Genomic DNA, 25,941 nt, shown 5'->3' on the forward strand with positions numbered 1-25,941 from the left:
CGGCCGACGCGGCCGGCGCCCGTGATCCGGCTCCTCGGCCGGACCGCGGGCCGCGGTGCCGCTCGGACCGCTGACCGGACTTTTGTAATCGTGAACTGGTGAATCGGTGAGGTGAAGCGCTGATGAGCACCACCCGGCCTTACTCGCCGGGCGAGCGCGGCCCGGAGCCCAGCGGCGCTTCCGGGGCGTCCGAGGGGGCCGCGCCGGCCGTCGGCGCGACCGCGGGGGCAGCCGCGCCGTCCGTGCCGACCGACGGCACTCCGCTGAGCCGCGGGCGGCAGGTGCGCAGACTGCGCCTGGAAGGCGAGAGCGGGGTCGTCCCGCTCGCTCGCGACTTCACCCGCCAGGCGTTGTACGCGTGGGACTGGCTGCCCGCCGCCACCGCCGACCGGCGGGCCGCCGCCGAGGACGTGCTGCTCGTCGTCTCCGAACTGGTCACCAACGCCTGCCTGCACGCCGAGGGCCCCGAGGAACTGCGGCTCACCTGCGACAACAAGGTGATCCGGGTGGAGGTCTCGGACCGGGGCACCGGCCAGCCGGCCCCGCGCACCCCGCACCGGGCCGGCCGGCCCGGCGGCCACGGCATGTTCATCGTGCAGCGGCTCTGCCTGGACTGGGGCGTCGTCCGGATCTCCGGCACGCCGGGCAAGACGGTGTGGGCGGAACTGGGCGCGCCCGCCTGACCACAGCCGGCGGGGGCCTCGGCGTGACCGCCGCTGGGGGGTTGTCTTGGCTTGGCCGACGGTCGGTGGGGGTATTGACCCGACCGTACGGTGGGGGAGTCCGGTCCGACCGTAGCCGGCGGGTGCCGTGGTCGACCGGCGGGTGCGGGCCTGGCCTTGCCGTGGTCGGCGAGTGCTCGGCCTTGATCGCAGTCGGTGGGGGTCTTCGCCTGATCGCAGCCGGGGGGTGTCTTGGCTTGGCCGCGGCCGGTAGGGGCCTTGGTCTGGCCGTACCGGTGAGGGCCCCGGCGTGACCGCAGCCGGGGGGTCGTCCCGGCTTGACCGTGGCCGGTGGGGTTCTGGCCCGACCGCAGTCGGTGGGGGCTCCGCCCCGACCCGTAGCCGGTGGGTGCCGTGGCCGACCGGCGGGTGGGGACCTGGCCGACCGCAGTCGGCGAGTCTCCGGCACTGGTCGCAGCCGGTGGGGGCCTCGGCCTGACCGCGCCGGTGGGGGCCCCGGCCTGACCGTAGCCGGTGGGGCGTCGGCCCGGCCGAAGGCGGTGGTCCTCACGGCCCTTGGTGTGGCCGGTGGGTCTCCCGGCCCGGCCGTGCCGGTGGGTGCCCTGGCCGCCGTTCCCGCTCCCGTACCCCGCCGCCCGCGCGGGACCGTACCCCGCCGCTCGTGCGGGACCGCCGTACCCCGCCATCCGCGCCGGACCGCCGTACCCCACCATCCGCGCCGGACCCCGTCGCCCGCGCCCGACCGCCGTACCCCGCCGTCCTGGCCCGGCCGCCGCACCCCACCGCCCGCGTCCGACCGTCGCAACTCCGGCGTGTGACGCGTCTTCCTTCCTCACGGTCCCGGGCGTACCTTGACGGCCGAATCTGATATGCCGTCAGGAACGGATGGGGTGGACCGACCGTGTCGTACCCGAAACGAACCGCCGCGCTCGCGTCCGCCGCGGCCCTGGCCGGTGTGGCGGCACTGGTGGCCGCGCCCGCGGCCCACGCCGAGGTGACCGACGTCAACTACCGCTGCCAGACGCCGATCGGCGTCAAGAGCGCCGTATCGCCCATCGACATCAAGGGCGTTCCGAGCGGTGCCGGCTACAAGATCACGATGTCCTGGCAGAAGGGCGTCTCCTCCAGCCCCATCGAACTGGGCAAGGGGGCGATGAACCCGAGCGCCACCATCAGGCTGGGCGGCGCCGACAGCGGCACGCTCACCGTCACCGGGCCCGCCAACACCGCCGCGATCCCCGCCAACACCCCCATCAAAATCAGTGACTTGAGCGGGACCTACTCACCCGGCAAGAGCGGCGCGGTCACCTTCACGGCGGGCACGCTCACCATCAAGGCCCTCGGTACGACGACCACCTGCACACCGACCAACAGCCCAGGACCGGCCCTCACCCTGAACGTGACGGCGCCCGGCGGCTCCGGTACGACCGGCGGCTCCGGTACGACCGGCGGCTCCGGTACGACCGGTGGCTCGGGTACGACCGGTGGTTCCGGAAGCGCGTCCGGCGGCGGGCAGTTGCCGCAGACCGGTCCCCAGGACTCCGCGGTCGCCCTCGGCACGCTCGGCGGCACGGTGCTCCTCGCCGGCGCGGCGGGCGCCCTGTGGCTGTCCCGGCGCGGCCGCACCGCCCGCGGCTGACGGACCGCCCCACCACGGGTCCGAGAAGGCCCGGCCGGGACGTTCCCCCGGCAGGCCCGGCCGGACCGCACACCACCGCCGTCCCGGTGCCGTCGCCCGCCGACCCTTCGGCCACCACCGCTGGAGCCGCCCATGCCGACCGCCGCACGCGCCCTCGTCCCGCCGCCGCGCGCGCCGCGCCCTCCCCGCCCCCTCGCACGTCCTGCCCGCCGGGCGCTCCCGGCCGTCCTCGCCGTCCTCCTGGCGCTCACCTCGCTGACCGTCGCCCCGCGGGCCGTGGCGCGCTCCGGCGGATGGACGGTCGCCCCGCTGGGCGGCGGGCGGCCCGCGTTCTACGCCGAGGGCGCTCCCGGGGCGGTGCTGCGGGACACGGTGTCCGTGACCAACCCGGGCCGGACACCGGTCGCGGTCCGGCTGCGCGGCACCGGCGTCCCGGCGGTGTTCGCCCGCGACGGCCTGCGGGTGCCCGCCCGCACCCGGGCCCAGGTGCCCTTCACCCTCACCGTGCCGCGCGACGCCGGACCCGGCGACCGCACCGGCGCCATCGAGGCGCGGGACGCCCACGGCCGCAGAGCCACCGTGCCCGTCCGGCTGCGCGTCGGCGGCCCCGCGCTGGCCGCGCTGACCGTCGAGCACCTCGCCGTACACGCCGACCGGATCACCTACGACCTGGTCAACCGCGGTACGACCGTCCTGGTGCCGAGGCTCGCGGTGCGCGCCGACGGGTTCTTCGGCCGGCGCGTCCTGGACCGTGGCCCGCGCGCCCTGCCGGTCCGGCTGCCCCCGGGCGCCCGGCGGACGCTCAGCGAGCCGTGGCCCGGCCGGCCGGTGCTGGACGAGGTGCGGGTACGGCTGACGGTGACGGCGGCGGGCGGGGCGCGCGCCACGGCGGGCACCTCGGCCGCGTACGTGCCGTGGGGCGCGGTGGGCGGCGGCGCCGCGGCGGTGGCCGTACTCCTGTGGTGGCGGCGCGCGCGGAGGCCCCGGCGGGCCGGGGCCGGACCGGTGGGAGCGGTGTCGTGAGGCGCCTCGCGCCACTGCCGCTGGCCGTCGCGCTGCTGCTGGCCCTCGCCGTCCCGCCCGCCCCGGCCCGGGCGGCGGACGGTCCCGCCGTACGGCTGTCGGCGGCCCGCGCCGGGGCGGGCGGCTCGGTCACCGTGAGCGGCACCGGCTGGCGGACCCGGACGCTGCTGATGCTGCTGGTGTGCGGGCGGGCCACCCCGGCCCGGGGCGTGACCGGCGGCACCAACTCCTGCGCCAACGGCGACGGCCGGGCCGTGACCACGGACGCCGACGGCGCGTTCGCCCGGCGGCTGCCGGTCGCCGAGCCGCCCGTACCCTGCCCCTGCGTGGTGCACGTGGCCACCGTCACCGGCGCCCGCGCCGAGGCGGACGCCGTCCTGGAGGTCGCCGGGCACCCGGTGGCCCCGCTGCCCGCCGAGCGCTCCGCCGGCCGGCTGGCGGTGCTGTCCGACACCCGGCTGACCGGGTCGGGCGGGCTGCTGACCTGGTTCGGGGCGCCGCCGGACCGCACTCTGGTGTTCACCGTCGGCAACACCGGCACCGGCCCGGTGCACAACCCGGTCTTCCAGGTCGGCACCGCGCACGGCGTGTTCGCCCCCCAGTGGGACGAGCGGCAGTGGCGCGGCACCCTGGCGCCCGGGAAGAAGGCACGGATCGAGTTGCCCGTCGAGCTGTCGGCCGGGGCGCACGGCGACTACACGGTGACCCTGCGGTACGCCGGCCGGGTGCTGGCCGAACAGCCCTGGGGCGTGCCCCGGCCCTGGGGCGTGACGCTGTTCTGGGTCCTGCTCTGCCTGGTCGTCCCGGCCGCGCTGTTCCGCGCCGCCATGGCGGTGGTCGACCGGCTCCGCCCGCCCGGACCCGCCGGGCGCCCGCGCCGCCCCGCCTCGCACTCCGGCCCGCGCCCGCGCCGCGCCGCCCCGCACTCCGGCCCGCGCCCGCGCGTACGCCTGCCACGCCTCCGTACCACCGGCGCCCGGGGCGCCCCGCACGCCCCCGGCGGCCCCCCGGCCCCCGTGTCCGCCCCGGCCGCCGGGACGGCGAGCCTGCCGTGGTTCACCCCGGACTCCGCCCCGCACGGCCCGGCCGGCCGGTCCTCCGCACCGCACGACGACAGTCCGACGAGTCCTGCGACTCCCACCCCGAAGGGACCCACGTGAGCATGCGAAGGACAGGCACAGCGGCCGGGAGCACGGCAGCCCTGCTGGTGCTCGGTGCGGCGGGCATCCTGCTGGGCCCGGCGGTGACGCCCGCGCGGGCGGCCGACGTGGCGTACGCCACCCGCTGCGTGCCGCCCGCGGGCATCGACCCCGTCGACGGCACCACCGAGGTCCGGATCACCGCGCCGGCCACGGCCGAGGTGGGCGACACCGTGACTGTCGGGTGGACGTTCGTCCGGGCCGCCTCCCGGAACCCGGACATCATCGACCTGCCCGCGAACTCGGTCCAGCCGTCGGGGGTGCTGAAGGCGGCGGGCGCGCAGACCGCCGGCATCGCGATGCGGGGGCCCCGGGAGAACCCCGCGATCCCCAAGGGCGGCGCCATGGTGCTCTCCGCCATGAAGGGCACGCTGAAGCTGACCGCCGCAGGCGAGGTGACGCTGACCCCGGACGCGTACACCGTCAACGCGATGTCCACGGACACCGAGTGCGCGCCCATGGAGACCGTGCCGAAGGCGGCGACGATCCGGGTGACGGCGGGCGGCGGCACGTCCACCCCGACGTCCACCGCCACGGCCACCCCCACGCCCAGCACGACGCCGTCGGACACGGCGCCCCCCGCGCCCACCGCCACGGCCACCCCCACCGTCACCGGCGGCACCGGGCAGTCCGGCTTCCCGGGCAAGGAGGTGCGGGTCCCGTACGCCTGCAAGACGCCGATCGGCGACAAGAGCGCGACCTCGCCGGTGCGGATCGACGCGCGGAAGGACGGCGGGAGCTACGCCCTCACCGTGAAGTTCGGCGCGTCGGTGATGGACAGTCCCGCCGAGATCCCGAAGGGCTCGGTGAAGCCGTCCATGGAGGTGGTGCTGGGCGGCGCCGACAAGGGCACCGTGCACGTGGAGGGACCGGCGAACGCGGGGCCCATCAAGGCCGGCGCCCCCATCGAGATCCCCGACCTCACCGGCACCTACAAGCCGGGCGCCAGCGGCACGTCGACGCTCTCCCCGGGCGTGCTGACGGTCAAGGCGCTCGGTACGACCACGACGTGCACGCCGGTGCGGACGGCCGTCTCGCTCACCCTGGACACGACGGAGCAGCCGGGCGGCGCGGCGGGCGGCACGTCGGCGTCGGGCGGTGGCTCGGGCTCGGCCGCGACGGGCGGCGGCAGCGGCGGCGGCGGCAGCGGTGACGGCGGCCTCGCCGAGACCGGCGCCAGCGACCACGGCGCGCTGCGGGCCCTGGGCCTGGTGGCGGGCACGGCGATCCTGCTGGGCGGCGCGGTGTTCACGCTGATGCCACGGCGGAGGACCCGATAGCCGAAGGGCCGCCGCACCCCACCTGGGTGCGACGGCCCTCCGGGCTCGGTCCCGACGGACCGGACGGACTAGTTGATGTTGCCCATCAGCTTCTTGACCTTGTTGCGGTACATCCACACCGCCACACCCGCGATCACGGCGAGCACGGCCTCCAGGGCGACGAAGCCCTTCTTGTCGAGGTTGACGCCGCCGACGGCCGGGTTGGACAGCAGGGCGGTGACGGAGTCGCCCGCGGTCACCGCGAGGAACCAGACACCCATCATCTGCGAGGCGTACTTCTGCGGCGCCATCTTCGTGGTCACCGACAGACCCACCGGGGACAGCGTCAGCTCACCGACGGTCTGCACGAAGTAGATCGCGACCAGCCACAGCGCCGCGGCCTTGTGACCGCCCTCGGCGATCGACAGCGGGGCGAGGAAGACGAAGAAGGACACACCGACCAGCACCAGACCGGAAGAGAACTTCACGATCGTGCTCGGCTCCTTGCCGCGCCGGTTCAGCCACAGCCACAGCCAGGCGAAGACCGGCGCCAGCGCCATGATCAGGACCGGGTTGACCGACTGGTACCAGGAGACCGGGAAGTCCCAGCCGAGGACCGAGTTCTCGGCGCCGTCCTTGGCGAACAGCGACAGGGTCGAGCCGCCCTGGTCGTAGATCATCCAGAAGACGGCGGCGGCCACGAAGAACCAGATGTACGCCGACACCTTCGAGCGCTCGCCCGCGTCCAGGTCCTTGTCCCGCATGATCCGGGCGATGACCAGGATCGGCACGATCAGGCCGATGACGGTGAGCGGGATCAGCGCCCAGTTCAGGGTGAAGTGACCGGTGCCGCCGACGACGCCGTAGAACACCGCGGCGACGGCCAGCCAGATCAGGCCCTTGCGCAGCGTGGCGGCCTTCTCCTCGGCGGTCAGCGGGGTCGGGACCTCGCTGCTCTTCGGGTTCAGGTGACGGCCGCCCAGCAGGTACTGGACCAGGCCCAGCGCCATGCCGAGCGCGGCCAGCGCGAAGCCCAGGTGCCAGTTGACGTTCTCGCCGATGGTGCCGATGACCAGCGGGGCGACGAAGGCACCGAGGTTGATGCCGATGTAGAACAGCGTGAAGCCACCGTCCCGGCGCGGGTCCTCCGGGCCGTTGTACAGGTGGCCGACCATCGTGGAGATGTTGGCCTTCAGCAGACCCGAACCGATGGCGACGAACACCAGGCCGACGTAGAAGCTCGCGGCGAAGGGGACCGCCAGGCACAGGTGGCCCAGCATGATGACCGCGCCCGCGACGGCGACCGTCTTGCGCGGGCCGAGCAGGCGGTCGGCGAACCAGCCGCCGGGCAGGGCGAGCAGGTACACGAGCGACAGGTACACCGCGTAGATCGCGCTAGCCGTGCCACCGTTGAGGTGCAGGCCACCCGGGGCCACCAGGTACAGCGGGAGCAGGGCCCTCATGCCGTAGTAGGAGAAACGCTCCCACATCTCGGTCATGAAGAGAGTGGCCAGTCCGCGGGGGTGGCCGAAGAAGGTCTTCTCGGAACCGGGGGTGCCCGGTCGGACCGAGTCCTTCGTCAGGCTGGACGCCATGGTCGTTCCTTGCTGGTCGGGACGCGCGATTGAGCGTGCGCGCCCGGTGGGGGTGCGGCCGGCACCGGCAGATCGGTCGTCCACCCCCACGCCCAGGGGGAGCCCGCCCCTGATCACGGAGACGGCGGACGGCGACCACCGGGATCCACGCCCCACACGCGTCGCTGCGCCCGGAGCCCGGCCAGAGGTCATTCCTTTCAAGGCTGATCGATCAGCCCGTACACAAAAGAGACCTTCAGCGTCGACTGCTCGCCAAAGGTCCCCGGTGCGTACTACAGGCGTTCAGGTCACCATACGGCAGGACACTGCCGGATATGGAAGGACTTGAGACGCGGATCACAGGTGTCGCGGGAACCGCGCGACCTGTTTCCAAGGTCTCCTCTACGATCGCATCCCCAGGTCAATGGTTCGTACCAGCCGGTGGCAAAGGTAAGAGACCGGGAAAGCGATCACGCCCCGGCACCGTATACGGGCGGACTACCATCACCTCATGACCCGTGTACTGCTCGCCGAGGACGACGCGTCCATCTCGGAGCCGCTGGCCCGCGCCCTGCGCCGGGAAGGTTACGAGGTCGAGGTGCGCGAGGACGGACCCGCCGCGCTCGACGCCGGACTGCAGGGCGGCGTCGACCTGGTCGTGCTGGACCTGGGGCTGCCCGGCATGGACGGCCTGGAGGTCGCCCGCCGGCTGCGGGCCGACGGCCACACCGTGCCGATCCTCATCCTGACCGCGCGGGCCGACGAGGTGGACACCGTCGTCGGCCTCGACGCGGGCGCCGACGACTACGTCACCAAGCCCTTCCGGCTCGCCGAACTGCTCGCCCGGGTGCGGGCGCTGCTGCGGCGCGGGTCCGCCGAGCCGCAGCAGCCGCCGGCCACGCACGGGGTGCGCATCGATGTCGAGTCGCACCGCGCGTGGATGGGCGACGAGGAGCTCCAGCTGACCGCCAAGGAGTTCGACCTGCTGCGGGTGCTGGTGCGGGACGCCGGCCGCGTGGTCACCCGGGACCAGCTGATGCGCGAGGTCTGGGACACCACCTGGTGGTCGTCCACCAAGACCCTCGACATGCACATCTCCTGGCTGCGCAAGAAGCTCGGCGACGACGCGGCGAACCCCCGGTACATCGCGACGGTGCGCGGCGTGGGCTTCCGCTTCGAGAAGAGCTGAGCCGGGCCGGGCCGGCGATCACCTCAGGTAACGGACCATGCGTCGACGTCTCATCCAGTCCACCCTCGCCGTCGTGCTGGTGGTGATCGCCGTCTTCGGCGTCTCGCTCGTCGCCGTCGAGACCCGGACCATCAGCGACAGCGCCCAGGAGCGGGTCGAGTCGGAGGCCGTACGGCTGGCCAGCATCGTGGACAGCCGGCTGCTGGCCGCGGAGAACGTCAACGCGGACGTGCTGCGCAATCCGGTCAGCAAGGACCAGTACGCGGTCATCCGCATGCCCGGCAAGAAGCCCATAGAGATCGGCGAGAAGCCCGAGGGCGACACCATCGAGTTCACGCAGCGGGGCGAGGAGGGTGAGACGGTCACCGTGCAGGAGCCCCGCTCCGCGGTGACCCGCGAGGTCGGCCGGACGCTGCTGATCATCGGCCTGGTCGCGCTGCTCGCGGTGGTCGCGGCCGTGCTGCTCGCGCTCCGGCAGGCGGGCCGGCTCGCCTCCCCGCTGACCGACCTCGCCGAGACCGCCGAACGCCTCGGCTCCGGCGACCCGCGCCCCCGGCACCGGCGGTACGGCGTGCCCGAGCTGGACCGGGTCGCGGATGTGCTGGACTCCTCCGCCGAGCGGATCGCGCGCATGCTGACCGCCGAGCGGCGCCTCGCGGCCGACGCCTCGCACCAGCTCCGCACCCCGCTCACCGCCCTGTCCATGCGGCTGGAGGAGATCACCCTCACCGGCGACCTGGAGACGGTGAAGGAGGAGGCCACCATCGCGCTGACGCAGGTGGAGCGGCTGACCGACGTGGTGGAGCGGCTGCTGACCAACTCGCGCGACCCGCGCACCGGCTCCGCGGTCGCCTTCGACCTGGACGAGGTCATCCAGCAGCAGCTCGCCGAGTGGCGGCCCGCCTACCGCAGCGTCGGCCGGGCCATCGTCAGCTCCGGCAAGCGGCACCTGACGGCGGTGGGCACGCCGGGCGCGGTCGCCCAGGTGCTGGCCGCGCTGATCGAGAACTCGCTGATGCACGGCGGCGGCACGGTGGCCCTGCGCACCCGGGTCACCGGCAACCAGGCCGTGATCGAGGTGACGGACGAGGGGCCGGGGGTGCCGGCCGACCTCGGTGCGCGGATCTTCGAGCGGACGATCAGCGGGCGGAACTCCACGGGCATCGGCCTCGCCGTCGCGCGGGACCTCGCGGAGGCCGACGGCGGCCGGCTGGAGCTGCTCCAGGCGCAGCCCCCGGTCTTCGGCCTGTTCCTCTCCCGCACGCCCCCGCCGCCCAAGGCGGAGGAGCACCGGTCGACGGTCCGCTGAGGGGGAGTGCGGCGACCGCCCGGACACCGGCCCGGAGCCGGGACCGCTTACGGAACCGGCACCGCTTATGGAACCGGCCCGCTACGGAACCGGCCGGTTACGGAACCCGCTGCCGAGGCGCGGGCCGCCTCGGCTCCTGCTTCAGAATCGATTCCGCACCCGCCACGGCCTCCCCGGCCGGCAGCGTCCGGAACACCCAGGTGCGGTAGGACCAGAACCGGAACAGCGTCGCCACACCGATGCCGACGAACTTGAAGACGTTGCTCTGCAGCGGGGTGTCCCACCCGAAGCCGTACGTCGCCAGGTACAGCACGCCGTTCTCGATCACCAGGCCGGCCGCGCTGAACAGCAGGAACAGCACCAGTTCCCGGGTGCGCCCGCCCTTGTCGCGGTCGCGGTAGGTCCAGTACCGGAAGCCGACGTAGTTGAAGACGATGGCCACGACGGTCGCGATGATGCTCGCCCGTACCACCGGCAGGTCCGACACGCTCCGGACCAGGTTGAACACAGCGAGGTTCACGAGGACCCCGGCCCCGCCGACGGCGCCGAATTTGGCCATCTCGCGTACGAGCCGTTGCAGCCTCGCGGAACGAGGTTCCATGGCTGGGCAGCTCCCGTCGGTAGGGTTCGACAACCCCGCCATGCTAGCCGCGCGGGCCCCGGCGTGCCCATGGACCGGCCCACAGCCGGGAAACGGGCTGGAAAACAGGCCGGAAAGAGGCGGGGAAGCGTCGGGTAAGAGTTCTGCGGGGGAGGCGATCCGGCCGCCCCCGTACGGCCGATACCCTAAGGGTGTGACGTTCCCGGTAGTCGGCATGGTCGGCGGGGGGCAGCTCGCGCGTATGACGCACGAGGCGGGCATCCCGTTGGGCATCAGGTTCAAGCTTCTCAGTGACACCCCTCAGGATTCCGCGGCGCAGGTCGTGAGCGATGTCGTCATCGGCGACTACCGCGACCTGGACACGCTGCGCGAGTTCGCGCGCGGATGCGACGTGATCACCTTCGATCACGAACACGTCCCCACCGAGCACCTACGGGCCCTTGAGGCGGACGGCATTCCCGTGCGCCCGGGGCCCGACGCGCTGGTGCACGCCCAGGACAAGGGCGTGATGCGCGCGAAGCTCGACGCGATCGGCGTCCCGTGCCCCCGGCACCGGATCGTGGCCGACCCGGAGGACGTGGTGCGGTTCGCGGCCGAGGGCGAGGGCTTCCCCGTCGTCCTCAAGACGGTCCGCGGCGGCTACGACGGCAAGGGCGTGTGGGTCGTGGAGAACGCCGAGGAGGCGGCCGAGCCGTTCCGCGCCGGCGTCCCCGTCCTCGCCGAGGAGAAGGTCGACTACGTCCGCGAGCTGGCCGCCAACGTCGTACGCTCCCCGCACGGCCAGGCCGTCGCCTACCCGGTGGTGGAGTCCCGGCAGGTGGACGGCGTCTGCGACACCGTGATCGCGCCCGCCCCGGACCTGCCCGAGGACCTCGCCCTGCACGCCGAGCGGCTGGCCCTGTCCATCGCCAAGGAACTGGACGTCGTCGGGCACCTCGCCGTCGAGCTGTTCCAGACCCGCGACGGCCGCGTCCTGGTCAACGAGCTGGCGATGCGCCCGCACAACTCCGGCCACTGGTCCATGGACGGCGCGATCACCTCGCAGTTCGCCAACCACGTGCGCGCGGTCCTGGACCTGCCGCTGGGCGACCCGCGTCCGCGCGCCAAGTGGACGGTCATGGTCAACGTCCTGGGCGGCGACTTCCCGGACATGTACTCCGCGTACTTGCACTGCATGGCCCGGGACCCCAAGCTCAAGATCCACATGTACGGCAAGGACGTGAAGCCCGGCCGCAAGGTCGGACACGTCAACACCTACGGCGACGACCTGGACGACGTGCTGGAGCGCGCCCGTCACGCAGCCGGCTACCTGAGAGGCACGATCACCGAATGAGCCCAGTTGTAGGCATCGTCATGGGGTCGGACTCGGACTGGCCCGTCATGGAGGGCGCCGCCAAGGCCCTGGACGAGTTCGAGATCGCCTACGAGGTCGACGTCGTCTCCGCGCACCGCATGCCCCGCGAGATGATCACCTACGGCGAGCAGGCCGCCGACCGCGGGCTGAAGGCGATCATCGCGGGCGCGGGCGGCGCCGCCCACCTGCCCGGCATGCTCGCCTCCGTCACCCCGCTGCCGGTCATCGGCGTGCCCGTGCCGCTGAAGTACCTGGACGGCATGGACTCGCTGCTGTCCATCGTGCAGATGCCGGCCGGTGTCCCGGTCGCCACGGTCTCCGTCGCCGGCGCCCGCAACGCCGGCCTGCTCGCGGCCCGGATGCTCGCCGCGCACGACGAGGAGCTGCTGCACCGGATGCGCGACTTCCAGCAGGACCTGAACGACCAGGCCACCGAGAAGGGCAAGCGGCTGCGCGCCAAGGTCGAGGGCGCGAGCGGTTTCGGCTTCGGGAAGTGACCGGCATGGGCGCGCTGGAGGAGGCCCGGGAACTGCTGCGCGAGTTCCCGGTCGTGGACGGCCACAACGACCTGCCGTGGGCGCTGCGCGAGCAGGTCCGCTACGACCTCGACGCCCTGGACATCGCCGGGGACCGCAGCGACCGGCTGCACACCGACCTGCCCCGGCTGCGCGCGGGCGGCGTCGGCGCCCAGTACTGGTCGGTGTACGTGCCGGCCGAGCAGCCGGACCCGGTCGCGGCCACCCTGGAGCAGATCGACTGCGTCCGCCGGATGCTTCAGCGCTACCCGGCGGACCTGGCGCCCGCGCGGACCGCCGCCGATCTGGAGACGGCCCGCGCCGAGGGCCGTATCGCCTCCCTCATGGGCGCCGAGGGCGGCCACTCCATCGCCAACTCCCTGGGCACCCTGCGCGCCCTGCACGCGCTCGGCGTGCGTTACATGACGCTCACCCACAACTCCAACGTGGACTGGGCGGACTCCGCGACCGACGAGCCCAGGGCCGGCGGTCTGACCGCCTTCGGCCGCGAGGTGGTCCGGGAGATGAACCGGCTCGGCATGCTGGTCGACCTCTCCCACGTGGCCGCCACCACCATGCGGGACGCGCTGGACGCCTCCGCCGCGCCGGTGATCTTCTCGCACTCCTCCGCCCGCGCGGTCTGCGACCACCCGCGCAACATCCCCGACGACGTCCTGGAGCGGCTGCCCGCCAACGGCGGCGTGGCGATGGTGACGTTCGTGCCCAAGTTCGTGCTCCAGGCCGCCGTCGACTGGACGGCCGCCGCCGACGACAACCTGCGCGCGCACGGGCTGCACCACCTGGACACCAGTCCCGAGGCGATGCGGCTGCACCGCGCCTTCGAGGAGCGCCACCCGCGCCCGGTCGCCACGGTGTCCGTGGTGGCCGACCACCTGGACCACATGCGCGAGGTGGCCGGCATCGACCACCTGGGCATCGGCGGCGACTACGACGGCACCGCGTTCACCCCGGACGGCCTGGACGACGTCTCCGGCTACCCGAACCTCCTGGCCGAACTGCTGGACCGCGGCTGGTCCCGCACCGACCTGGCCAAGCTGACCTGGCGCAACGCGGTACGGGTGCTCGGCGCGGCGGAGGACGTGGCCCGCGATCTCCAGGCCGCCCGCGGCCCCTCCCTCGCCACCATCGGCGAACTGGACGGCACGCCCGACGGGAGCTGACCGGGGCACCCCTGGGTGCCCCACTCCCCGCCGGGGTCCTTACGGGTGCTCGATCCGGCACAGGCAGAACGGGTGCCCGGCCGGGTCGGCGTACACCTGGAAGTCCTTCTTCTCGCGGTCCTCCAGGTCCAGCGGACGGGCGCCGAGCGCGAGCACCCGCTCGTGGGCGGCGTCGACGTCCGCCCAGGTCGGGCCCGCGTCGAAGTCCAGGTGGAACTGCTGGCCGTTGCGGTCGGCGCGCGGCCACTCCGGCGGGGTGTGGCCCTCGGCCCGCTGGAAGGCCAGCCGGGGCCCGTCCGGCACCTGGAGGACGACCCAGTCGTCGTCCTCGGGCTCCGGGGTGCCCCCGGCCACCGCCGCGTAGAAGGCGGCCAGGCCGTGCGGGTCGGGACAGTCGAGCACGACGGTACGGAAACGGGCCACGGGTGCCATGGGTCCTCCGGTTTCTGGTGTTCGGGACATCTCAGCCGGCGCAGAGACAGAACGGGTGCCCCGCCGGGTCGGCGTAGACACGGAAACCGCGGGACCGGTCGGCGGTGTCCAGCGGCCTGGCGCCCAGCTCCAGCGCCTCCTTCTCGGCCGCGTCCAGGTCCGGCACGGTCAGGTCCAGGTGGAACTGCTGGGAGCGGTCCGCCGCGGGCCACCGGGGCGGCACGTACCCGGGCGCCCGCTGGAAGGCGAGCGCCGGGCCGCCGGGCACCCGCAGGGTCTCCCACTCGTCGTCCCCCTCCACCGCGCCGCCCAGCACATCGGCGTAGAAGCCGGCCAGGGCACGGGGGTCGGGACAGTCCAGGACCACGGCGTCGAGCTTGGCGAGAGCCATGACTACCTCCTCGGCGTTACCTGTAGAGGCGGGTAACCGGTAACGGTTACTACATGCTCCCGCAGAAGCGGTAACGTCGCAAGCATGAGCGAGAGATCCGCCGCTCCGGGTGGCCTGGCGCTGGTCCAGTCGCTGGTGAACACGCTCGACATCGAGGCGGGCACCGACACGCTGGACACGCCGGAGGGCCTCGCCCGGCTGGGGATCACCGAGGACGGCGCCGCCGAGGCCCGCGAACTGCGCGAGTCGCTGCGGGCCGCGCTGCTCGCCCACGCCGGCCACCCGCCGCACCGCGCCGTGACCCCGCTCGGCACCCTGCTCGCCCGGGCCCCGCTGTACGTCGCCGTGGACGACCACGACGGCTCCGCCCGGCTGGCCCCCGCCACGGAGGGCCCGCTGCTCTCCCGCGTCGCCACCGCCGTCGCCGAGGCGCTCGTCGCGGGCACCTGGACCAGGCTCAAGGCATGCGAGTCCGAGACCTGCCACTGGGCGTACTACGACCGCAGCCCCGCGGGGCGCGGACGCTGGTGCTCGATGCAGCTCTGCGGCGCCCGCGCCAAGATGCGCCGCTACCGAGCGAAGGGCCCCTGACCCCCGCCACCGATGGTGCACAATGCGCACAGCCCCCGGTTCGGCCGACTGAGCCTCGGCCGAACCGGGGGCGTGCGCCACTTCGGAACACTCCGCATGACAGCCACCGCCTGCGGCTCGACATGACGAACGGCCCCCTGCGATCAGCCGGGAGCCGCCGTGTTCGCGCGTGTGTCACACGCCGTGCCGCTAGGGCAGGTTGCGCGCCATGACGATGCGCTGGACCTGGTTGGTGCCCTCGTAGATCTGCGTGCTTTACAGGCCATACGGCCATGACCCGCACGCATGCCCCTTCCAGCAGGCACGCGGGAGGTTGCGCGGTTTCCCGTTCCGTCAACCCTGATCGCTTGACCCGCACGCCCGGCCCTCGGGAGCATCGTCCCGGATGCGAGGCACTGGCAGCGGCATGGGAGGGGAACCCGGACCATGAAGGTCACCAAGCTGGTCAGCACGTGCGGCATCAAGGACTGTCCGACGATCTACGCGACGGACCGCGGCACCTTCCTGGTGCAGGGCGAGACGCCGACCGACCACGGGCTTCGGATTCCCGCTCACGAAAGCCTGGTCGAGATTCCGATGGAACTGCTCCAGAAGGCCATCCGTGACCACCTCATCTAAGACCCTCGGCGACCTCTTCGACTCGTTCGAGCGTGAGGCTTTCCGTCTGGAGACCCTGGACGACTACAGCAAGTCCGGGAACGTCGACGCGTATCACGCCTACCTGGCCGGAGAGCCCCAGCCGGATGACTACAACGCCGGTTGGGTGGAAGAACTCCGCTCGCACACCGATAACGGGAAGCGCGTCTATCGGGTGCACATTCTGTCGCGCCCCCTCACGGACTATCTCTGCTTCGAACTCGGGTGGGGCTACCGGAAGAACATGACCGGGGGCGAAGAATTCTTCATCCTCGACATCACCGACAAACCGCATCCCCTGCCCGGCGTTCCGGACTTCTGGTGCTTCGACTCGGAGTCCGTGGCCGTGATGAACTACGACAGGGCAGGAAAGTACCTGGGTTCGCAGGTACTGGAGCCAGGCCGGGCAGCGGAGTTCGCCAGGTACCGTGATACGGCACTTGCGCACGCAGAACCATTTACCGAATGGTGGGCCGAGTACGGGGCGTGAACAGAGCACAGATTGGGGCCGCGCTGCGGGCGCTGCGAATGGCATCCGGAAAGGAAGCCAAGGCAGTGGCCCGCAGCGCCCTCATGTCTCCGTCCAAGCTGTCCAAGATCGAGAACGCCAGGCTCGCACCGAGCACCACGGACGTTGAACGCATCCTGACCGCCATCGGAGTCTCAGATGAGGTCAAGGCCGAGTACACGGAGGCCGCCCGAGCATCGGCGACGGAAGCGACAGCGTGGCGGCTGCTGAAGCGCATCGGCGTCCACAAAGGGCAGCAAGCCGCCAAGGCCCTGGAAGCCCAGATGTCGACGCTGCGGCTCTTTCAACCGGCCCTGGTCCCCGGCCTGCTTCAAACCCCCGAGTACATCCGCGCCGTTCTGAGACGGCACAACCTGAGTGAAGACGCCGTCACGCGCACGGTCAACGGAAGACTTGAACGGCAAGCGGTTCTCTACGACAGCACGAAATCACTTCAGTTCGTCATCACGGAACCCGTACTGAGGTGGAGAATCGTCCGCCCGCAGATGATGGCGGCGCAACTCGACCGCATCGCCTCCATGTCTCGCCTGTCTCACGTGGATATTCGGGTGGTACCACTGGCGATTCAGCAGCACGACATTGCAAATCACGCGTTCGTCATTCGCGATGACCACATGGTGACGATAGAGACCGTGCACGCTGAAGTCGTCGTTACGGACCCCAGGGATGTTGGACTGTACGTAGGCAAGTTCGACGGGTTCGCAGCAGTAGCTCTGTCAGGCGCCAGAATGCGGAGCTTGCTCGAAGACATCCGAAACGACTTTTTGCGGGAACAGGAAACAGCCTAGAGGAACGCTCCCGACCAGCCGAAGATGGCGTCATGGGGAGTGAAGAGAGACCTTCCGATCCAGAGACGACCGCTTCGGCAATCAGCCTGGTGGAGGGGGCAAGTGAGCCGTCCCCTAAGCCTTGTTGCCGTGCCTGCCTCGCACTGTCGGTCGCTCGCGAGAACGCACGATCCGCGGGGGGACCACAGCGGGGTTTCAGACGGCAACGTGAGGCTCCGCCGCCACCAAGCTACTGACGCCTTCAGTGTGGCCGCCGTGCAAGTGCGCGCGGTCCGCCGAGTCCGGCAACGTTCCGACCGCTGAGCGCGGCTCTCCCCCTTTCGACTCCCGCCCGGCATGGGCGGCGGCGGTCAGCCATGGCCGCGATTAGCTGAGCAGGAAGGTTCAGTGATGCAGAACGGAACCGATCTGTACGCACTCGACATCAGCGGGGCCTCGTTCGTAAAGGCGTGCGGGGGCAGTACTCCGCTTCGACGACGAGGCCCTACGGCGTCCCCCGTACCCCGAGCCTCCGCCGGCTCCCGTGTCCGACGAGGACGTGAAGGCGGAGCAACTGCTCAAGCGCTACCGGGAGGTGGTGGCCGAGTTCCCGGCGTCCGATCTGCCGCCGGTCGAAACGGCGTACTGGCTCGTCAAGCCCCGTTCCCTGCTTCATGGCACGCGGGACGAGGCCAAGGAGGCGGCGGCGTGGATCGGGGAACGGCTGGCCGAGTACGCGCCCCGGTTCGCCTCCGAGACCGACCGGGACCTCACCCGCCTGGCCCGGCTGGTGAACGCCGCCGCCAGCCGGCTGCGCTCGGGGGCCGACGTGTCGTACGGCTTCTACCTGGAGCGCCCCTCGTATCTGTCCCTGACCGTGGTGACGTGCTCCCCAACCGCTCACAGCCCCGACTGGCCTGCCCGGTGCGACGGGAGCGCTAGGCCGTCGGCCGCCCCATCGCCCGGTACGTCCAGCCGGCCCGACGCCACAGTTCCGGGTCGAGGGCGTTGCGGCCGTCGAGCAGCACCCGGGCCGCCGCCACCTCGCCCAGCGCGGCGGGGTCCAGCTCGCGGAACTCCCGCCACTCGGTCAGGTGCAGGACGACATGGGCGCCCCGGACGGCCTCCTCCGCGGTGTCGGCGTAGCCCAGGGTCGGGAAGACCCTGCGGGCGTTGGCCATGCCCTTCGGGTCGTACACCGTCACCTGGCCGCCCTGGAGGTGGATCTGCCCGGCCACGTTCAGCGCGGGCGAGTCGCGCACGTCGTCCGAGTCCGGCTTGAAGGTGGCGCCGAGCACCGCGACCCGCTTGCCGAGGAAGGAGCCGCCGCCGAGCGCCTCCCGGGCCATCTCCACCATCTGGCCGCGCCGGCGCATGTTGATGGAGTCGATCTCGCGCAGGAAGGTCAGCGCCTGGTCGGCGCCCAGCTCGCCCGCGCGGGCCATGAACGCCCGGATGTCCTTGGGCAGACAGCCGCCGCCGAAGCCGATCCCGGCACGCAGGAACTTGTGGCCGATCCGGTCGTCGTGGCCGATGGCCTCCGCGAGCTTCGCCACGTCGCCGCCGGCCGCCTCGCACACTTCCGCCATCGCGTTGATGAAGGAGATCTTGGTGGCGAGGAAGGAGTTCGCGGACGTCTTCACCAGCTCCGCGGTCGGGAAGTCGGTGACGACGAACGGCGTGCCCTCGGCCAGCGGCGTCGCGTACACCTCGCGCAGCAGCTTCTCGGCACGCTCGCCGCGGACGCCGACCACGATCCGGTCCGGGTGCAGGGTGTCCTGGACGGCGAAGCCCTCGCGCAGGAACTCCGGGTTCCAGGCCAGCTCGGCGTCCGCGCCCGCCGGGGCGTGCTCGGCGAGGTAGGCCGCCAGCCGTTCGGCGGAGCCCACCGGCACGGTCGACTTGCCCACGACCAGGGCCGGGCCGCGCAGATGCGGCGCGAGCGAGGCGATCGCGGAGTCCACGTACGACATGTCGCAGGCGTACTCGCCGTGCTTCTGCGGGGTGTTGACGCACACGAAGTGCACATCGCCGAAGGCCCCGGCCTCGGCCCAGTCCGTGGTGAACCGCAGCCGCCCGGTCGAGCCCTCGATCCCGGCGACGTGCCTGCGCAGCAGCTCCTGGAGCCCCGGCTCGTACATCGGGGTCTCGCCGCGCTCCAGCAGGGCGATCTTCTCGGGTACGACGTCCAGGCCCAGCACCTCGAAGCCCAGCTCGGCCATGGCCGCGGCGTGCGTGGCGCCGAGGTAGCCGGTGCCGATCACGGTGATCTTCAGGCTCATGGGTGCTCCAGCTCGGGTCCGTCGGTCGTGCTCGGTCATGCGGGCCCGAGCATATCCGGGCCGCTCGCCGGGCATTTTTCCCGCTGTCGCGTAGGTCACGTAGGCGGCTGGAGGCCGGACCTCTAAAATTTGAGTTACTTAACGGTAATTAGCGTCAGTATCACTGCGTCTTTGGAGCGTGAGAGACCGTGGCCGGATCGGCTGACTTCGACCTGTACCGCCCGTCCGAGGAGCACGACATGCTCCGGGACGTCGTCCGCTCCCTGGTCGAGGCGAAGATCGCGCCGTACGCCGCGGCGGTGGACGAGGAGGCCCGCTTCCCGCAGGAGGCCCTCGACGCCCTGGTGGCGAACGACCTGCACGCCGTGCACGTCCCCGAGGAGTACGGCGGTTCCGGCGCCGACGCGCTCGCCACGGTCATCGTGATCGAGGAGGTCGCCCGCGCCTGTGTCTCCTCCTCGCTCATCCCGGCCGTGAACAAGCTGGGCTCGCTGCCGGTGATCCTGTCCGGCTCCGAGGACCTGAAGAAGAAGTACCTGGGCCCGCTGGCCAAGGGCGACGCGATGTTCTCGTACTGCCTCTCCGAGCCGGACGCGGGCTCGGACGCGGCCGGCATGAAGACCAAGGCCGTACGCGACGGCGACCACTGGGTCCTCAACGGCGTCAAGCGCTGGATCACCAACGCGGGCGTCTCCGAGTACTACACGGTGATGGCCGTGACGGACCCGTCGAAGCGCTCGAAGGGCATCTCCGCCTTCGTGGTGGAGAAGTCCGACCCGGGCGTCTCCTTCGGCGCCCCGGAGAAGAAGCTCGGCATCAAGGGCTCCCCGACCCGCGAGGTCTACTTCGACAATGTCCGCATCCCCGCCGACCGCATGATCGGCGAGGAGGGCACCGGCTTCATGACGGCCATGAAGACCCTGGACCACACCCGCATCACCATCGCCGCCCAGGCCCTCGGCGTCGCCCAGGGCGCCCTCGACTACGCCAAGGGCTACGTCCAGGAGCGCAAGCAGTTCGGCAAGCCGATCGCCGACTTCCAGGGCATCCAGTTCATGCTCGCCGACATGTCGATGAAGATCTCGGCGGCCCGCGCCCTCACCTACCAGGCCGCCGCCGCCTCCGAGCGCGGCGACGCCGACCTCACCTACCTGGGCGCCGCCGCCAAGTGCTTCGCCTCGGACATCGCCATGGAGGTCACCACCGACGCCGTCCAGCTCCTCGGCGGCTACGGCTACACCCGCGACTACCCGGTGGAGCGCATGATGCGCGACGCCAAGATCACGCAGATCTACGAGGGCACCAACCAGGTCCAGCGCATCGTCATGGCGCGCAACCTGCCGTAGCCGTCAGGCGGTTCGGGTTTCCGGAAGGCGTACGTCCGGGTGTCTTCCTTCCGCGTGCCGGTGCCCGGCGCGGCGGGCCGCGGGCCGTGGAGCGGCGAGGGGGTGCGGGCCCGACATGCGGGGTGGCGGGGTCGGGCGTAGGACGGAAGGGCACGGGGTCCGCCCCGGGCCCCCGTCCTTCCAGGAGGAGCCATGACCCAGTCGCCGACGATGCCCGCCCTCACGCGGCAGATGCAGGACTGCATCGCGGCCTGCATGGACTGCCACGGCATCTGCGAGGAGACCATGAGCTCCTGCATGCAGAAGGGCGGCCAGCAGCAGATGCAGATCATGCGCGCGCTGATGGACTGCTCCGAGACCACCCGGATGTGCGCCGACATGATGATGCGCCGCTCGCCCATGCACACCGACATGTGCGCGCTGTGTGCCAAGGCGTGCGACACGTGCGCCGAGGCGTGTACCGCCATGCCGGACGACCAGCAGCTGACGCGCTGTGCCGAGGCGTGTCGCCGCTGTGCCGAGAGCTGCCGGACGATGGCGGGCGCCGGGCACGTGTAGTCCCCGTAACGGCAGCCGCAGCCGCAGCCGCAGCCGCGAACGGCACGGCCGGGGGCGCCCGGCCCGGCGCACTCGCGCCTCGCCTCCCGGCGCCCCCGGCCCCCGCTCCCCGGCGCCTAGTTCCCGGTGACGGTGACCTTCTCGTCGTTGTTCAGCTGGTCCACTAGCGTCTTCACCTTGGCCTTGTCCCAGACCAGGTTGCCGCCCGCGGAGCCGGAGATCGGCATGTTCATCGAGGTGCCGTCACCGCCGCTGACGCCCTTCATCGCCCAGAACATCGACGCCAGGTCCCACAGCGACATGTCCTTGTCGACGATCAGGGAGTCCAGGCCCGCGCCCATGGTCGGGTAGAACGTGAACGGGTTCAGGATCGTCGACGGCGTCGCCACCTGGTGGGCCAGGGCGGCGAGGAACTTCTGCTGGTTCTTGGTCCGCTGGAGGTCCGAGGCGGCGAACGCGTGCCGGGTGCGCACGAACGCGAGGGCCTCCTGGCCGTTCAGCGTCTGCTTGCCGGCCTCGAAGTCGGCGCCCGACCACTTGTCCTTGAAGCCCTTGTCGATGGTGATCTCGACACCGCCCACCGCGTCCACGATGCTGGCGAAGCCCTGGAAGCCGATCTCCACGTAGTGGTCGATGCGCAGCCCGGTGTTGGCCTCGATCGTGCGGACCAGCAGCGTCGGCCCGTCCTCGGCGTAGGTGGCGTTCAGCTTGGCGTGCCTGCCCTGCGCCGGGAACACCTTCCCGGACGTGGACCCCTGGTACGACGGCACCACCACGTCCGAGTCGCGCGGCAGCGAGATCAGCGTGTCGCCGTTGCCGCCGACGTGCAGGATCATCATCGAGTCGGTGCGCTTGCCGTCGGCGCCGCCGGTGTGCAGCTTCTTCTTGTCCTCCTTGGACATGCCCTCGCGGCTGTCGGAGCCGACGATCAGGTAGTTCGTGCCGTCGCCGCCCTCCGGCCGGTCGATGACCGTGGACAGGTCCACCTCGCGGCGCAGCTTGGAGTCGGCCCAGAAGTAGGTGGCGACCGACGTGACGACCACCACTCCGGCCACCGTGATCGCCGTCCACTTGATCCGCCGCCGCCAGTTCGGCGCCGGACGCGGACCCCGGGCGGGCGCGCCCCCGGGAGCACCCGGGCCGCGGCCGCCGGGGGTGCCGTAGACCTGACCGGTGTTGTAGCCGCTGTCGTACCCGCCGCCGGCGCCCGGTTCATGGCCCCGGCCGTCCACGTACGACGGCTGCTGCGGCACCCCGGCACCCTGCGGCGGCGCCGCCGGGCCGGAGCCGTCGCGCCCCGAGCGCGGTCCGGGCGGTACCGCCGGGCCGCGCCGCACCTGACGCATCACGCGGGCGTTCTCCGGCCGCGCGCCGGCGCTGCCGCGTCCGTAGCGCGGGCCGCGGTTGTCGTCGGACCATCCCTCGGGCCAGTCATTCATGCGCACCAGTGTGCCGGGCGCGGCGGCGTGCCGGACAAGGGCTGTCGGAAAAACAGGGCGGTGCTGTTGCGAAGCCGACACAAATTCCGCGAATGCGCCGTCGGCATAAGGTGGAGGGCATGACAGACCAGGCCACGGAAGTGGAACCGGAGATCCCGGGCAAGCCCACCTCCGCCTCCCGCACCACCCTCAGCCACATCATGACCCACAGCGACACCAACCTGCTGGGGACGGTGCACGGCGGGGTGATCATGAAGCTGGTCGACGACGCGGCGGGCGCCGTGGCCGGCCGGCACTCCGGCGGGCCCGCCGTCACCGCCTCCATGGACGAGATGGCGTTCCTGGAGCCGGTGCGCGTCGGCGACCTGGTCCATGTCAAGGCGCAGGTGAACTGGACCGGCCGGACCTCGATGGAGGTCGGCGTCCGGGTCCTCGCCGAGCGCTGGAACGAGTCCGCCCCGCCCACCCAGGTCGGCTCCGCCTACCTGGTCTTCACCGCGGTGGACGCCGACGGCAAGCCGCGCCGGGTGCCGCCGGTCATACCCGAGAGCGACCGCGACCGCCGCCGCTACCAGGAGGCGCAGATCCGCCGCACCCACCGGCTGGCCCGCCGCCGCGCCATCCGTGAGCTGCGGGAACAGCGGGCGGCGGAGGGCTTCGAGGACTGAGCGCCTCCGCGATACACCGAGCACGGCAAGAACACCGAGAACACCGAGCAGACCCGGCACCCCGCCGCGCCGCCGTACGGCACGCGCGGCCCGCCGCTCAGCACACCGCCTCGTCGCCCCGCAGCACGCTCTGTTCCGGGCGGCCCGGGTCGTCGAAGCGCACCCGGCGGACGTCCTTGAAGTCGGCGCCGGCCGTCACCTTCAGCAGCGGCCCCTGCCCCGGCACCGCCCGCAGCTCGCTGCCCGGCAGGGCCGCGGCCAGGGAACGGGCGGAGCGGTCCCAGCGGGGGTCGTAGAAGACCAGCGTGTGCGGCACGCGGGCGGGGGCCGTCACCGGCCGGCGGGTGGTGGCGAAACCGGTCGCCGCGAGCGCCGCGTCGGCCCGCTTGCCCAGCCCCACCGTGCCCGTGCCGTTCGCCACCTGCACCCGGATCGTCGCCGGCGCCACCTCCACCGGCACCGGCGCGGGCACCCGGGAGCGGCGCGCGGGGTCCTGGGCCAGCGGCTTGTCGTCGCGTACCGCCGCGAACAGCTTCGCCGCCTTCGCCGCGTCCCACTTCAGCGTCGAGCCGATGCCCTTGACCTGGTAGTCCAGCTGCCCGATGGGCACGGTGGTGAACTCCGAGGAGGACGGCGAGAAGTTCCGCATCGCCCGGCCGAGGTCGAGCAGCTCGTCGGTGCCGAAGCCCGCGTCGGCGCGGACCGAGCCGAGCACCGCCCGGGTCACGTCCCGGAACCGCATCGGGTTCAGCAGCACCCCGGAGGAGGTCGTCCTGTCGACCAGCGAGGCCAGGAACCGCTGCTGCCGCTTCATCCGGCCCAGGTCGCTGGCCCCGTCGACGTGCCGGGCGCGCACGTACTGAAGTGCCTGCCCGCCCTTCAGGGTGTGCCGGCCGGCGGCGAGGTCGAGCCCGGTGTACCGGTCCTTCAGCGGGGTCGGCGTGCAGACCTCGACCCCGCCGAGCACGTCCACGGTCCGCATGAAGCTGGTGAAGTCGACCTCCAGATAGTGGTCGATCTTCACATGGGTCATGTTCTCCACCGTGCGGATGGTCAGCTGCGGGCCGCCCTCGGCGTAGGCCGCGTTGAGCCTGACCGGGTGCGGGCCGTGCCGCCGCCCCGAGTTCTGGTCGGTGTGTGCGGGCATCTCGGCGTAGGAGTCGCGCGGCAGGCTCACCACCGTGGCCCGCTCCCGGTCGTCGGCGATGTGCACGATCATCATGGTGTCGGTGCAGTGGCAGGGCTGGCCGCCCAGCCGGAAGGCGCGCCGGTCCCGCTCGCTGACCCGGTCCCGGGCGTCCGTGCCGACCAGCAGCACGTTCATGCCGTGCCCGCCCCGGGGCCGGTTCTTCATGTCCTTGAAGGCGTCGATCCGGGCGATGCCCGCGTCCAGGCTGCTGACCACCGCGTGGCCGATCCCGGCGGAGGCGAGCACCACGACCGACAGGGTGGTGACCGCCCGCATGGCCCAGCGGGGCCGCCGGGGCGGCCGGACCGGCCTCATGGCCCGCTCGGGCGGGCGCGGCACACGGCGGGGCGGCTGCGGGCGGCGCTGCGGACGCGCCGGGGACCGGGGCGGGCTGGACAAGGGGGACACCTCCGGACGAGGCCGTACGCGGGATCCGGGAGCACAGTAGGCCGATACGATCTCCAGCCCGCGCCGCGGCCACGGTGGCGCGCATCCGTGTCCCCCGTTCGCGGTAACGTGAGGCTCCTATGAACGCCAAGCCCGACGTGCGGCTCCCCGCAGTGTCCGTGATCATGCCCGTTCTCAACGAGGAGCGGCATCTGCGCGGAGCCGTCGAAGCGATCCTCGCGCAGGAGTACGCCGGCGAGATGGAGGTCGTGATCGCCCTCGGTCCGTCCACGGACCGCACGGACGAGATCGCCGCCGAGCTGGTCCGCGCGGACCCCCGCGTGCACACCGTGCCCAACCCGACCGGCCGCACCCCGGCCGCGCTGAACGCGGCGATCAAGGCGTCCCGGCACCCGATCGTGGTCCGCGTGGACGGCCACGGGATGCTCTCGCCGAACTACATCGCCACCGCCGTGCGGCTGCTGGAGGAGACCGGCGCGCAGAACGTCGGCGGCATCATGCACGCCGAGGGCGAGAACGCCTGGGAGCACGCGGTGGCCGCCGCGATGACGTCGAAGATCGGCGTCGGCAACGCGGCCTTCCACACCGGCGGCCGGGCCGGCCCCGCCGAGACCGTCTACCTCGGCGTGTTCCGGCGCGAGGCGCTGGAGCAGCAGGGCGGCTACAACGAGGAGTTCATCCGCGCCCAGGACTGGGAGCTGAACTTCCGGATCCGTGAGGCGGGCGGGCTGATCTGGTTCTCGCCCGAGCTGCGGGTGTCGTACCGGCCGCGGCCGTCGGTGCGCGCGCTGGCCAAGCAGTACAAGGACTACGGCCGCTGGCGGCACGTCGTCGCCCGTTACCACTCCGGGTCCATCAACCTGCGCTACCTCGCCCCGCCGGTGGCGGTGTGCGCGATCGCGGCGGGCCTCGTCGTCGGCGTCGCGCTGACCCCCTGGGGCCTGGTGGTCCCCGGCGGCTACCTGGCCGCGATCGTCGCGGGCTCGGTACCGGCCGGCAAGGGGCTGCCGCTGCCGGCCCGGCTGCGCATACCGGTGGCCCTGGCCACCATGCACATGTCCTGGGGCTGGGGCTTCCTGACCAGCCCGAAGTCGCTGGCGCGCAGGGTCATCGCCTCCCGGCGGCCCGCGGTCCACGCCTGAGGCCCCGCCGGGGCCCCGCCCACGGGGCCCCGGAAGC

General features: G+C 72.3%; 25 protein-coding genes and 2 pseudogenes. 20 read left to right on the forward strand and 7 right to left on the reverse strand.

All coding sequences use genetic code 11. The annotated features are described in order from the left end of the window. Positions 1–122: 122 nt before the first annotated feature. The 5 genes from ACSURM_RS22050 to ACSURM_RS22070 all read left to right on the forward strand — a co-directional run bounded on the left by ACSURM_RS22050 (position 123) and on the right by ACSURM_RS22070 (position 5,824). Positions 123–683 (forward strand): ATP-binding protein, encoded by a 561-nt coding sequence (locus tag ACSURM_RS22050; RefSeq protein ID WP_436957317.1) that lies wholly within the window; start codon positions 123–125, stop codon positions 681–683. A 901-nt stretch (positions 684–1,584) separates the two neighbouring features. Beyond that, on the forward strand, positions 1,585–2,322 hold the full coding sequence (locus tag ACSURM_RS22055) for an LPXTG cell wall anchor domain-containing protein (RefSeq protein WP_436957319.1): 738 nt from the start codon (positions 1,585–1,587) through the stop codon (positions 2,320–2,322). A 132-nt stretch (positions 2,323–2,454) separates the two neighbouring features. Further along, positions 2,455–3,345: a COG1470 family protein gene (locus tag ACSURM_RS22060; protein ID WP_436957321.1), complete on the forward strand. Its 891-nt coding sequence runs from the start codon at positions 2,455–2,457 to the stop codon at positions 3,343–3,345. Continuing rightward, complete coding sequence (locus ACSURM_RS22065; RefSeq protein WP_436957322.1) at positions 3,342–4,505, forward strand: hypothetical protein; 1,164 nt, start codon at positions 3,342–3,344, stop codon at positions 4,503–4,505. The genes ACSURM_RS22060 and ACSURM_RS22065 overlap by 4 nt, the downstream gene beginning before the upstream one ends. A 2-nt stretch (positions 4,506–4,507) precedes the next feature. Next, a complete protein-coding gene (locus tag ACSURM_RS22070; protein ID WP_436957324.1) occupies positions 4,508–5,824 on the forward strand; it encodes a hypothetical protein in 1,317 nt (438 codons plus the stop codon). Positions 5,825–5,892: 68 nt separating this feature from the next. Here ACSURM_RS22070 and ACSURM_RS22075 read toward each other — a convergent pair whose 3' ends face one another. Next, a complete protein-coding gene (locus ACSURM_RS22075) occupies positions 5,893–7,398 on the reverse strand; it encodes a peptide MFS transporter (protein ID WP_436957326.1) in 1,506 nt (501 codons plus the stop codon). A gap of 490 nt (positions 7,399–7,888) precedes the next feature. On the opposite strand from ACSURM_RS22075, the gene ACSURM_RS22080 reads away from it, so the two are divergent. After that, on the forward strand, positions 7,889–8,566 hold the full coding sequence (locus ACSURM_RS22080) for a response regulator transcription factor (RefSeq protein ID WP_189991950.1): 678 nt from the start codon (positions 7,889–7,891) through the stop codon (positions 8,564–8,566). Between the two features lie 37 nt (positions 8,567–8,603). Then, positions 8,604–9,875 carry an ATP-binding protein gene (locus tag ACSURM_RS22085; protein WP_436957328.1) on the forward strand — a complete coding sequence of 424 codons (1,272 nt, stop codon included), beginning with the start codon at positions 8,604–8,606 and terminating at the stop codon, positions 9,873–9,875. A gap of 97 nt (positions 9,876–9,972) precedes the next feature. Here ACSURM_RS22085 and ACSURM_RS22090 read toward each other — a convergent pair whose 3' ends face one another. Beyond that, positions 9,973–10,476 (reverse strand): GtrA family protein, encoded by a 504-nt coding sequence (locus ACSURM_RS22090; protein ID WP_436957329.1) that lies wholly within the window; start codon positions 10,474–10,476, stop codon positions 9,973–9,975. A gap of 193 nt (positions 10,477–10,669) precedes the next feature. On the opposite strand from ACSURM_RS22090, the gene ACSURM_RS22095 reads away from it, so the two are divergent. Genes ACSURM_RS22095 through ACSURM_RS22105 form a run of 3 tightly spaced genes read left to right on the forward strand, consistent with a single transcriptional unit; the run spans position 10,670 to position 13,526 of the window. Next, the gene (locus tag ACSURM_RS22095; RefSeq protein WP_436957330.1) at positions 10,670–11,809 is read left to right on the forward strand and encodes a 5-(carboxyamino)imidazole ribonucleotide synthase; all 1,140 of its coding nucleotides are present in this window, start codon (positions 10,670–10,672) and stop codon (positions 11,807–11,809) included. Beyond that, positions 11,806–12,327, forward strand: coding sequence for a 5-(carboxyamino)imidazole ribonucleotide mutase (purE, locus tag ACSURM_RS22100; protein WP_078637677.1), 522 nt, complete (start codon positions 11,806–11,808; stop codon positions 12,325–12,327). The genes ACSURM_RS22095 and purE overlap by 4 nt, the downstream gene beginning before the upstream one ends. 5 nt (positions 12,328–12,332) lie before the next feature. Beyond that, the gene (locus tag ACSURM_RS22105) at positions 12,333–13,526 is read left to right on the forward strand and encodes a dipeptidase (protein ID WP_436961162.1); all 1,194 of its coding nucleotides are present in this window, start codon (positions 12,333–12,335) and stop codon (positions 13,524–13,526) included. 39 nt (positions 13,527–13,565) lie between these two features. Here ACSURM_RS22105 and ACSURM_RS22110 read toward each other — a convergent pair whose 3' ends face one another. After that, positions 13,566–13,958, reverse strand: a complete 393-nt coding sequence (locus tag ACSURM_RS22110) for a VOC family protein (protein ID WP_436957332.1) — start codon at positions 13,956–13,958, stop codon at positions 13,566–13,568. 31 nt (positions 13,959–13,989) lie between these two features. Next, positions 13,990–14,349 carry a VOC family protein gene (locus ACSURM_RS22115; RefSeq protein ID WP_436957333.1) on the reverse strand — a complete coding sequence of 120 codons (360 nt, stop codon included), beginning with the start codon at positions 14,347–14,349 and terminating at the stop codon, positions 13,990–13,992. Positions 14,350–14,433: 84 nt separating this feature from the next. Between ACSURM_RS22115 and ACSURM_RS22120 the strand changes: the two genes are divergently transcribed. The 6 genes and pseudogenes from ACSURM_RS22120 to ACSURM_RS22145 all read left to right on the forward strand — a co-directional run. Further along, on the forward strand, positions 14,434–14,940 hold the full coding sequence (locus ACSURM_RS22120; protein ID WP_436957335.1) for a CGNR zinc finger domain-containing protein: 507 nt from the start codon (positions 14,434–14,436) through the stop codon (positions 14,938–14,940). Between the two features lie 426 nt (positions 14,941–15,366). Further along, positions 15,367–15,558, forward strand: a complete 192-nt coding sequence (locus ACSURM_RS22125) for a hypothetical protein (protein WP_436957336.1) — start codon at positions 15,367–15,369, stop codon at positions 15,556–15,558. Continuing rightward, a complete protein-coding gene (locus tag ACSURM_RS22130; protein WP_436957337.1) occupies positions 15,542–16,066 on the forward strand; it encodes a DUF6879 family protein in 525 nt (174 codons plus the stop codon). Before ACSURM_RS22125 ends, ACSURM_RS22130 begins: the two co-directional genes overlap by 17 nt. Continuing rightward, positions 16,063–16,893 (forward strand): helix-turn-helix domain-containing protein, encoded by an 831-nt coding sequence (locus ACSURM_RS22135; protein ID WP_436957339.1) that lies wholly within the window; start codon positions 16,063–16,065, stop codon positions 16,891–16,893. The genes ACSURM_RS22130 and ACSURM_RS22135 overlap by 4 nt, the downstream gene beginning before the upstream one ends. A gap of 390 nt (positions 16,894–17,283) precedes the next feature. Next, positions 17,284–17,352, forward strand: a pseudogene (locus ACSURM_RS22140) (DUF397 domain-containing protein); the annotation flags it as partial. Beyond that, positions 17,348–17,814, forward strand: a pseudogene (locus ACSURM_RS22145) (hypothetical protein); the annotation flags it as partial. The pseudogenes ACSURM_RS22140 and ACSURM_RS22145, both read left to right, overlap by 5 nt. Here ACSURM_RS22145 and ACSURM_RS22150 read toward each other — a convergent pair. Then, a complete protein-coding gene (locus ACSURM_RS22150) occupies positions 17,811–19,154 on the reverse strand; it encodes a UDP-glucose dehydrogenase family protein (protein ID WP_436957341.1) in 1,344 nt (447 codons plus the stop codon). The pseudogene ACSURM_RS22145 and the gene ACSURM_RS22150 overlap by 4 nt on opposite strands. A gap of 188 nt (positions 19,155–19,342) precedes the next feature. On the opposite strand from ACSURM_RS22150, the gene ACSURM_RS22155 reads away from it, so the two are divergent. Beyond that, entirely contained in the window at positions 19,343–20,500 is a 1,158-nt protein-coding gene (locus ACSURM_RS22155; protein WP_436957343.1) for an acyl-CoA dehydrogenase, read from the forward strand. 192 nt (positions 20,501–20,692) lie between these two features. Next, entirely contained in the window at positions 20,693–21,058 is a 366-nt protein-coding gene (locus tag ACSURM_RS22160) for a four-helix bundle copper-binding protein (RefSeq protein WP_436957345.1), read from the forward strand. Positions 21,059–21,174: 116 nt separating this feature from the next. On the opposite strand, the gene ACSURM_RS22165 is transcribed toward ACSURM_RS22160, so the two are convergent. Further along, positions 21,175–22,497: an LCP family protein gene (locus ACSURM_RS22165; protein ID WP_436957346.1), complete on the reverse strand. Its 1,323-nt coding sequence runs from the start codon at positions 22,495–22,497 to the stop codon at positions 21,175–21,177. Between the two features lie 119 nt (positions 22,498–22,616). Between ACSURM_RS22165 and ACSURM_RS22170 the strand changes: the two genes are divergently transcribed. After that, entirely contained in the window at positions 22,617–23,165 is a 549-nt protein-coding gene (locus ACSURM_RS22170; RefSeq protein ID WP_436957348.1) for an acyl-CoA thioesterase, read from the forward strand. Between the two features lie 97 nt (positions 23,166–23,262). Here ACSURM_RS22170 and ACSURM_RS22175 read toward each other — a convergent pair whose 3' ends face one another. Continuing rightward, the gene (locus tag ACSURM_RS22175; RefSeq protein WP_436957350.1) at positions 23,263–24,753 is read right to left on the reverse strand and encodes an LCP family protein; all 1,491 of its coding nucleotides are present in this window, start codon (positions 24,751–24,753) and stop codon (positions 23,263–23,265) included. Positions 24,754–24,881: 128 nt separating this feature from the next. Between ACSURM_RS22175 and ACSURM_RS22180 the strand changes: the two genes are divergently transcribed. Next, positions 24,882–25,904 carry a glycosyltransferase family 2 protein gene (locus ACSURM_RS22180; RefSeq protein ID WP_436957351.1) on the forward strand — a complete coding sequence of 341 codons (1,023 nt, stop codon included), beginning with the start codon at positions 24,882–24,884 and terminating at the stop codon, positions 25,902–25,904. Positions 25,905–25,941 lie beyond the last annotated feature (37 nt).

The sequence above is a fragment of the Streptomyces sp. SudanB182_2057 genome, assembly GCF_964272715.1.
In the GTDB taxonomy this organism is placed as follows: Bacteria; Actinomycetota; Actinomycetes; order Streptomycetales; family Streptomycetaceae; genus Streptomyces; species Streptomyces rubradiris.